Annotated in this window: 6 protein-coding genes and 1 pseudogene; 4 read left to right on the top strand and 3 right to left on the bottom strand. The window is 43.8% G+C overall.

Features of this window, described 5'->3' with window-relative positions; all coding sequences use genetic code 11:
- Positions 1-53 precede the first annotated feature (53 nt).
- Positions 54-1,919 (top strand): oligoendopeptidase F, encoded by a 1,866-nt coding sequence (pepF, locus tag KPY62_RS06010; protein WP_216581218.1) that lies wholly within the window; start codon positions 54-56, stop codon positions 1,917-1,919.
- A 491-nt stretch (positions 1,920-2,410) separates the two neighbouring features.
- On the opposite strand, the gene KPY62_RS06015 is transcribed toward pepF, so the two are convergent.
- Complete coding sequence (locus KPY62_RS06015; protein WP_216581219.1) at positions 2,411-5,698, bottom strand: DNA translocase FtsK 4TM domain-containing protein; 3,288 nt, start codon at positions 5,696-5,698, stop codon at positions 2,411-2,413.
- A gap of 505 nt (positions 5,699-6,203) precedes the next feature.
- On the opposite strand from KPY62_RS06015, the gene trxB reads away from it, so the two are divergent.
- The 3 genes from trxB (at position 6,204) to KPY62_RS06030 (ending at position 8,680) form a co-directional block, all read left to right on the top strand.
- Positions 6,204-7,277: a thioredoxin-disulfide reductase gene (gene trxB / locus KPY62_RS06020; protein ID WP_216581220.1), complete on the top strand. Its 1,074-nt coding sequence runs from the start codon at positions 6,204-6,206 to the stop codon at positions 7,275-7,277.
- 2 nt (positions 7,278-7,279) lie between these two features.
- Positions 7,280-8,116: a leucyl/phenylalanyl-tRNA--protein transferase gene (gene aat / locus KPY62_RS06025; RefSeq protein ID WP_416384028.1), complete on the top strand. Its 837-nt coding sequence runs from the start codon at positions 7,280-7,282 to the stop codon at positions 8,114-8,116.
- A 120-nt stretch (positions 8,117-8,236) separates the two neighbouring features.
- On the top strand, positions 8,237-8,680 hold the full coding sequence (locus KPY62_RS06030) for a MerR family transcriptional regulator (RefSeq protein ID WP_216581221.1): 444 nt from the start codon (positions 8,237-8,239) through the stop codon (positions 8,678-8,680).
- An 85-nt stretch (positions 8,681-8,765) separates the two neighbouring features.
- On the opposite strand, the gene rimI is transcribed toward KPY62_RS06030, so the two are convergent.
- The gene (gene rimI, locus KPY62_RS06035; protein ID WP_216581222.1) at positions 8,766-9,245 is read right to left on the bottom strand and encodes a ribosomal protein S18-alanine N-acetyltransferase; all 480 of its coding nucleotides are present in this window, start codon (positions 9,243-9,245) and stop codon (positions 8,766-8,768) included.
- A gap of 305 nt (positions 9,246-9,550) precedes the next feature.
- Positions 9,551-9,621, bottom strand: a pseudogene (locus tag KPY62_RS14025) (elongation factor Tu); the annotation flags it as partial.

Below are 9,621 nucleotides of genomic sequence, written 5' to 3' on the forward strand. Positions count from 1 at the left end.
CCATAAACTTATTAAAACTACAAATGATCCAAACGATAATACTAAGGACAATCATGAACCAAACCACAGCCCATACCACAGCCAAACCGCAAGCCCTACCACTACGTAAAGACGTGCCCACCCATCTAACGTGGGACATGACAGCCCTTTATGCCACGCCTGATGACTTTTATGCTGAGCTAGAGCAAGCAAGCCAACTTGCTGAGCAGCTTAGCAGTACTCAAATGCTAAGCTTAGGCGATGCCGCCAGTATCATTCGTTTGCTAGAGCTGTATGAGCGCTATCTTATCATTCTATCTAAAGCGGGTACTTATGCTGGGGCACAAAGCGCGGTTGACATGACCGACAGCGAGCTACAAATCCGCGCCCGCGACTTTGACTCAACCGTGGCTAAGCTTAATAGCCAAACCACTATTGTGCTGCAAACCCTCAAACAGGCCGATGAGACCTTATTAACCCAAGCCATTGACCTTAATGCCAAGTACAAGGCCTTTTTGACCGACTTACTAGCGCAAAAGCCCTACACCCTAAGCTTAGAGGTCGAGACAGCATTAGTCTCCTTATCACCAGTGTTAGACTTACCTTATAACAATTATGAGCAATGTAAGCTGGCCGACATGAGCTTTCCTGACTTCAAAGTTAATGACTCTGAAGGTAATACTAAAACCTATCCGCTTAGCTTTTCAGCCTTCGAAAACGAATACGAAAGTGATCCGCGCACCGACTTTCGCCGCGCTGCTTTCAAAGCTTTTTCATCACGTTTACGTCAATCGCAGCACACCATCGCCAGCGACTATCTAGCTCAGGTCAAAAAAGAGAAAATCCTCGCGGACATGCGCGGATTTGACTCGGTATTTGACTATCTATTGCACGAGCAAAAAGTCCCGCGCGCTATGTATGATGAACACATCGACACGATTATGACTCATCTAGCTGAGCCGATGCGCCGCTATGCCCGCCTGCTACAAACGGCCAATGGCATCGATAAAATGACCTTTTCTGATCTAAAAGTGCCACTAGATGCCAACTTCGTCGCCAAAGTCAGCATTGACGAGGCCCGTGACTATTGCGTGGATGCCTTAACGCTATTGGGCGATGATTATACTGACATGGTCAAGCGCTCATTTAGCGAGCGCTGGTATGACTTTGCACAAAACCAAGGCAAAAGCACCGGCGGATTTTGCGCCTCCCCTTATGGTGAGCACTCTTATATCTTACTATCTTGGACCGAAAACCTAGGCGACGTCTTCACCCTCATTCACGAAATCGGTCACGCAGGGCACTTCTATAATGCAGGTCAGCAGCAAAATTACTTAAGCTACGAGCCCTCGCTCTACTTTATCGAAGCCCCCTCCACCTGCAATGAGCTACTGCTTGGTCATCACTTATTAGAACAAAAGCAAGACAGCGCCTACCAGCGTTACGTCATCGCCTCGCTGCTATCCAACACCTACTATCACAATTTCGTTACCCATTACCTAGAAGCGCACTTTCAGCGTGAAGTCTACCGCGCTGTCGATGGTGGCAAAAATCTAAGCACCGAAGACTTACATGCCCTAAAAAAAGCCACCTTGCAACAGTTTTGGGGTGATACGGTAGAGATTGATGACGATGCCGCCCTCACTTGGATGCGCCAACCGCACTATTATTTGGGTTTATACTCTTATACTTACAGTGCTGGTCTCAGTATCGCCACCCAACTGTTTAAAAAGCTGCGTAGCGGTGACTCATTGAATGACAATATCATCGATGACTGGTTAGCGGTACTTCGTGCAGGCGGCAGCAAAACTCCAGCCGAGCTGACGCAAATGGTTGGCGTGGATATAACCGACAAAGCCACTTTGATTGATACTATTGGCTTCATTAGTGAGTTGGTGGATCAGGCGATTGCGCTTACTGAGCAGATGCAAGAAGGGTAATCTTAGACAGTGCAGGGTTAAAAATCCAGCCTACGCAAACTTGCTTAATCTAGGTAAGGTTTAGCTTTTGTAGGCTGCGGCTTTAACCAAGCTTTGCTAGATTTTCGAATCGTTTATGGCTTTTAGGAAGAGGGTACCAAAAACTCCGAAGGCGACTCATTATCTTTTGATTGGGTAACTAAACTTGGCTAAAATACCACGAGTAGATGCGTATGCTCAACACCTTCCTCAATCCGGATTATTAAGTTTCTTTTATTTTGAAATGGTGTTGGCAAGATGGCGACAAATTAATGACCTTTATTGATTTACCCGCCTTAAAAACTAAGGTGTTTGATAATATAAAAAATGATGTAGGCTAATCGAACTCCTCTATGCACACAAAGGGGAAAAGTCTATTGATTAAAAACCAGCCATAATGAGAAATTAATGAAAAGGCAAATTATCTAATCGTAATTCGCCTTAACAGTAGCAAATAAAAGTTCGCTAAAACACTACATTAGTAATTCACGTTTACCACTTTTGCCCATCGAGCTGACTAGTCCAGCCTCTTCCATTGAGTCAACGATGCGGGCGGCACGGTTATAACCAATGCTAAATTTGCGTTGGATGCTCGAAGCTGACACTTTGCGGGTTTCCATAATAAAACCTACTGCCTCATTATACAGATCATCATCTTCGCCGGATGGACTACCAGTGCTACCGCCACCAGGACTAGACAGTTCAAAATTGCCAGCCATATTATCGATATAATCTGGGGCACCACGCTCGCGCCAAGCATCACAGACACTATTAACCTCTTCATCACTAACATAAGCGCCATGTACCCGATCCGGCTCGATCTGTCCTGGCCCTAAGAATAACATATCACCATTACCTAGCATGTCCTCAGCGCCACCGCTATCGAGGATAGTACGAGAATCGACTTTTGAGTTCACTCGCAAAGCGGCACGCACCGGAATATTCGCTTTAATCAAACCAGTAATGACATCAACAGAGGGACGCTGAGTCGCTAGAATTAAGTGAATACCTGCTGCCCGCGACTTTTGCGCCAAGCGGGTGATTAGTTCTTCGGCTTGCTTACCAACTTGCATAATCATATCAGCAAATTCGTCAGCGACGATTACGATCATCGGTAGAGTCTTCAGCTTAGGAGCTTGGCTGATACTCACATTATCGTTAGGTCGCCATAACGGATCTAACATCGGGTTGCCGGCCTGTTCAGCGGCAATGACTTTTTTATTGAACTCGTTAAGCTTACGCACTTTGAGCAAACTCATCAGCTGATAACGGCGCTCCATCTCGGCCACACACCATGACAAGCTACTAGCGGCTTCGGTCATATCGGTGACTACAGGAGTCAATAAATGCGGAATATCATTATAATTAGCCAGCTCCAGCTGCTTAGGGTCAATTAAGATAAGGCGCAGCTCATTAGGGGTATATTTGAGCAGCATCGATAGTAGCATAGCGTTGACTAGTACTGATTTACCAGAGCCAGTCGTCCCAGCAACTAGCATATGTGGCGCGCGTGCCAAATCAGTAATAATCGCCTTGCCCCCGATGTCTTTACCCATAGCCATACTGATTTGAGCGCTAGAGTCTTTGAACTTTTCGGTGTCTAGTAGTTCAATCAAGCGTACCATTTCACGCTGTTTATTCGGTACTTCAATACCAATGTACGGCTTACCTGGAATAACTTCGACTACTCGTAGCGACGCCATCGATAATGAACGTGCTAAGTCGCGTGAGATACCAGTGACTTTGCTAGCTTTTATGCCAGCAGCCAAATCAACCTCAAAGCGAGTCACTACTGGCCCCGGAATAGCATTGACTACGTTGGCTTTGACATTGAACTCTTGTAGCTTAATCTCTAACAACTCTGATAACTGCTCAAGCTCAGCCTCAGTATAGCTAGGCTGACGGTTAGGATCAGGTTTATCAAGGATAGCTATCGAGGGAATAGGTGACAAGCTAGCGCGATACGCAGCTGTTTGCATTGATCTTGAGCGCGTAGTAAAAGCCGCATCATCATGGATAGCTGCCATCGTTGGCACCGGCATATCATCAACTGTGCTGTAGTCTTCAGGCATCATATCCTCGATATGATTACTAGAATCTCCATCAGGTACCGCAAAGCTGAAAGTTGGCTTAACGTCAGCCGTAGGCGCAGCTTTTGGATCGGATGGTGGCGTATTAGTCGGTGTCATATCAACGGTTGTTGAATGTTGCTCAGTGCTAAGAGCTGCTGACTTTATTTGCGCCTCAGTTTCTGATGGTACTATGATTCGCACTTTTCTTGCTACAGTTGGCTGCACTAGAGCTGCTGTGATCTCCTGCTCTAACGCCGTAGTACTGGCACTCTCTACGGTGTTAATAGCGGCGGCGCTAATAGCAGCTGGACTGCTTACAACTGCACTATCTATCGCTGACGAGTTGCTGAAGGTATCGGTGCTATCTGTTGCTGCCGAGCCTTGTTCTACATAGCTTGGTTCTACATAGCTTTCTTCTACAGAGTTATACTCAGCCAGATCATCGACTGGCATTGCTTGATCCGACACTGACTCGACCGGTGCTGATTGACTAGCATCAGCAAATCCAGAATTCAAAAACTCGGGGCTTGAGGGAACTGTTAAAGACTCCATTGCCTGCTGGTCGGTGGCGAATTGATTGGTCAATAAATCATCGACCATATTCGGATCGTTCCAAGCAAAGCTTGGCTCAACTTTGCGTAGAGGTGCGACTGAAGAGCTGGCGACCGTTGGATTTAAATTAGTATTGTTGTTACTGAAATTATCGTTGCTAGCATTCTCTTTACTAATACTGTTGCTAGCCTTTGTATTAGCATTGCTGTTAGGCATAACCGTTGCCGTTTGCAAATTATCATTCCGCATTCTACTATTGGCTGCTGCTTCTGTAGCTGCTGCCATAGAGGCCTTAACACTCTCGCCCAATCCTGACTTAGTTAAGAAGTCGGTTAATACATTACCAAAGCGACTTTGCTTATGCGTCTCTGGCGCTGTGGATAGCTGAGTAGCATCCAGCTCAAGTGGCAACTGACCGAAATCTAGTTTACTACGCTTCATCTTGCTAGTCACTAAATCATCTTTAGCCGTTACAGACTTATCGCCAAGGTTAGTGCCTTGTTGTGGCAGATCGTCAGCTACAGTAATAGACGACTGAGAACTCGCTGTCACTCTCAACCCCGAACCTAACCAAGACAGACGAGTTAATTTATAATAAAGCGCTTGCCAATGAATATTAAAGGCAAAAGTGGCGGTAATAATAACGAATACCGTCAAGAATGCCATGCTGCCCCACTTTGATAGTAGGTGCGCTAAACGGGCTTGTAGCTCTAGACCTATGATGCCACCAGCTACCCCTTGTAGACCAGTAGATATAGGATCTACTACTTGCTGAATCAATGCGATCAACTGTGCAAACAAGGCACTAGCGCTTAACAGCAAGAATACGTAAGCCACTAAACGCAATAACCAAAACGTCGGTTTGTTATCCCACCAAATCAAGATAGACTCATACACTAAAAACGCTAGTAACCACCACGCGCCAAAGCCAAAAAAGCTATACAATAAGTCAGATAACCAAGCGCCCATCGCCCCACCCATATTGTTGATGGTGGTCATATCGCTACTGATATGTGACCAGCTAGGATCGTTACCAGTATAAGTCAACAAAATGACAAACAGATAAACTGCCACCATTAGACCTAAAATAGTAAATATCCCTTTTTTTAAATAATCGATAGTCGCTGCTGATATCACGTAAAATCTGCCTTGTTGTATAATTGATGCTGGATAATGGTCAAGTGCTGCTTAAAACGGGTCGAACCTACTATTACTAAAGTGGGTTCAACGGTCACAAATAATTACTGCTCAGCCTAAGCTTTTCCACCTAAACTTAGGTCAGCTGCGGCATAACTGCTTATAATAACAAATACCTGAGGTAGGTGGCGACTGTGTTGATAATAAACTGATTAACTTTTAAAAATAACTCATTTATAACAGTTAATTACAGTATTAAGGGTAGTAAAATCGTTTAAGAAACTAGCCTTGCCCCTTGATAGTCTACTGAGCGCCCTAGGCTTTGATTATAACAATACCTATGTTTATTTTAGCAAACTTGCACTTTTTGCTTACAGCGCTTATGTTAGTGCTAACTTGCATTTAGTCTAACTTGCCTACAATTATAAATTCTAACTATAAATTTTGGCTATAAATCTAGACTATACATCCCAATTATCATTCTTCATCCCAACAAGGAAATACTATGACCACTGATTCAACTGTAGATAATGCCAATAAAGATAATGAAAAAGGCCCACGTCACGAAAAACTTATCATTCTAGGGTCAGGCCCTGCAGGCTATGCTGCTGCTGTTTATGCCGCTCGTGCCAACCTAAAGCCAGTAATGGTTACTGGTTTAGAAGTCGGTGGGCAGCTGACTACAACGACTGAAGTCGATAACTGGCCTGGTGATGCTTACGATTTGACAGGTCCTGCACTGATGGAGCGGATGAAGTCCCACGCTGAGCGTTTCGGTACAGTCCTAGTTTATGATCATATCAATGCCGTTGACCTTAGCGAGCGTCCCTTTAAGTTAACGGGTGACAATGGCAGCTATACTTGTGATGCATTAATTATCTCAACGGGTGCTTCTGCCCAGTATTTAGGCCTCGAATCAGAACAAAAATTCAGAGGCTTAGGGGTTTCTGCTTGTGCTACTTGCGATGGTTTCTTTTATAAAGATCAAAAAGTAGCGGTGATCGGTGGTGGTAATACTGCGGTTGAAGAGGCACTTTATTTATCCAACATCGCTGCTGAAGTGACTTTAGTACATCGCCGTGATGGTCTGCGTTCTGAAAAGATTTTACAAGACAAACTGTTTGAAAAAGCTAAAAATGGCAACATCAAGATTGAGTGGAATCATAGCGTAAAAGAAGTTGTGGGTGATGATATGGGCGTTAACGGCGTTATTATCGAATCTACTATTGATGGTAGCACTAAGCAACTAGACGTTTTCGGTATGTTCGTCGCTATCGGTCACAAGCCCAATACTGAGCTGTTTAAAGATCAACTGAAGATGAAAGATGGTTATATCGTAGTGAATAGCGGTCTTAATGGCAATGCGACCCAAACTAGTGTGGAAGGAGTATTTGCTGCAGGTGACGTCGCTGATCATGTCTATCGTCAAGCGATCACTTCATCAGGCACTGGTTGTATGGCCGCGCTTGATGCCGAAAAGTATTTAGATGCTATAGGTGAAGCTGTTGCTACCGATCATACTTATGCTTCAACTTTAACCGCTGATAAAGAGACTGCTGATAAAGAATCAGAGGTTTAAAAGTGCGCGAATCGTCCGCTAGCATTGTTGGTCACGCTGACAATAATGGGCATTTTACCCCTGAGACGGTTACTAATACTCTCAAAAATCTTGGGCGCTATGACTTTCCAAATCCGATAGCTGTCGATCCTGACGGTATCGGTATCATAGCTGTGGGCGCTGATTTAGCGCCTGAAACCCTTATATCTGCTTATGCGCGTGGATTATTCCCGTGGTTTAATGAAGATGAACCTATTGCTTGGTGGTGTCCTGACCCTCGTTGCGTGATAGTGCCATCTGATTATCAGCCAAGTAAATCGTTACTTAAGCAAGCCAAACGTGAGCGCTGGCAATTAACGGTTAATCAAGCTTTTGATGAAGTTATACAGGCTTGTAGCTTACCACGCTGTGATGGCTTCAATGACCAGCAGCCTGAAGGCGAGCACACTTGGATTCACGCTGAGATGATTGAGGCTTATAACCAGCTACACGACTATGGGTTCGCTCATAGTATTGAAGTTTGGGATGCCGATAGACAGCTGATTGGTGGCCTATATGGCTTGAAGATTGGTAACATTTACTTCGGTGAATCAATGTTTCATACCGCCTCTAATGCTTCTAAAATAGCCTTTTGGGGCCTGATGCGTTTATGCGAACAAAGCGAGGTGGCATTAGTAGATTGTCAGTTACCTAATGATCATTTACTGAGCTTAGGAGCTATAACAATGACACGTAAAGACTTCTTGACTCAGCTGGATGACTTGATCGCTAGTCCTTCAGTAAAATGGCAGCGCAGCTCGCATAAGCCATTAGCCGTTACTCAGTTAGATACTGCTGCACCTTGGCAGTTGCAGGACTGAAGTTGCGGTTTTAAAGAAGCTAGTTATTTACATTACTTGCCATTATTGAAGTTTTAAATGAGCTTTTTATAGCTAGTTGTATGACTTTTGCATAAACTATTATGATAATAAGGTTCGCACATGACAGCAGATACCTCATTTTTACTCATCGGTAAATTAGCTAGCCAAGCTAATACTACCAAAGATACTGTGCGTCATTATGATGAACTCGGCCTGCTAAAATCCCGCAAGCGCCAAGCAGGATCGCGGTTTTATACTGAGTTCCATCCTGAATGTATCGAGCGTATTGAGTTGATCAAAAGTGCGCAAGCAATTGGGTTTACTTTGACTGAAATCAAAGATAGTCTTAATGATTATTATGACGGTTATCTTAATCTTAATGAGCAACTTTTGCTTACTGAACAAAAGCTTGAGCAAGTTAAAAAACAACAAGACACTGTCAACCTGATGGTTGAGCTGTTGTCCCAGCGCATTACTACACTTCAGCAGATGAAGGAAGATGACAGTTATATTTTTAATACTAAAAAAAGTAAAAACTCACCTCTATCACTGCCTCCTTGTTAAGCTGTTGCTATCACTCTGTCTCATAATAGAATAGGCACTGTAATAGAATAGGTCTTATAACAAAACCTACCTCATTTTTCTATAACTATAACTGAAGCTGCATTATTAATGCATCTATAGCTGGCTGCTGAGGCTGTTGATAATAGCCTTGGCGCTGATGAATTACCTTAAACCCTTGCTGCTGATATAAAGCTATTGCTGCTCCATTATCAGCTCTGACTTCTAATAATAAGCTTTCAGCTTGCTGCTGTTGTAGCTGCTTATTTAATCTAATAAACAGCTGTGAAGCTATGCCTTGGCGCTGATACTCTAGGTGAGTACCTATCCGCAATATCTCTGCTTGCTCAAACACCACTTGATACAGACAGTATCCTACGACTACGACCTTATTGTCGTCTGCTCTAGTGACAACTAACAAGCTAATACTTGGTTGTGCAAGCAGATCGCTTAATACCTGATAGTCCCAAGCATCTTGCGCTTGGATAATGCCTTCAATAGCAGCGACTGCTCGTATATCAGCTTGGTTTTCAGTGCTAGCGCCTGATAACTGCTTCATAGTCAGCATTGACCTTCCTTTCTTATTGTTATCATTCAAATACAGTCAGTCCACTCAAGATTTGGCACAGAGTCACTGGCATAAGATTGCGCCTGCGTCAGTTATATTATACTTCTAGCCAGAAAATTTATATCAACAACTCGCAATATACTATTTATAAATAGGATTGACTATATTATCCATTTGAGCTTTTATGGCGAATAATAAAGCTAAAGCAATTAGTTTAACATTTTTCTATCCCACAAAAAAAGCCACCCGCAATAAAGAGAGTGGCTTTTGACTAACTGATTAAGCGTTAACCCAGAGGTTAAGTCTTAAACGTTTACGTTAGCAACAACACCAGCGCCTACAGTACGGCCGCCTTCACGAATAGCGAAGCGAAGAC

Source organism: Psychrobacter sp. TAE2020 (assembly GCF_018919485.1).
Lineage (GTDB): Bacteria > Pseudomonadota > Gammaproteobacteria > Pseudomonadales > Moraxellaceae > Psychrobacter.

Bases quoted from the DNA above. Each gene is read 5' to 3' on its own strand.
- pepF (WP_216581218.1), top strand. From the start codon at position 54: ATGAACCAAACCACAGCCCATACCACAGCCAAACCGCAAGCCCTACCA.
- trxB (WP_216581220.1), top strand. From the start codon at position 6,204: ATGACCACTGATTCAACTGTAGATAATGCCAATAAAGATAATGAAAAA.
- KPY62_RS06030 (WP_216581221.1), top strand. From the start codon at position 8,237: ATGACAGCAGATACCTCATTTTTACTCATCGGTAAATTAGCTAGCCAA.
- rimI (WP_216581222.1), bottom strand. From the start codon at position 9,245: ATGCTGACTATGAAGCAGTTATCAGGCGCTAGCACTGAAAACCAAGCT.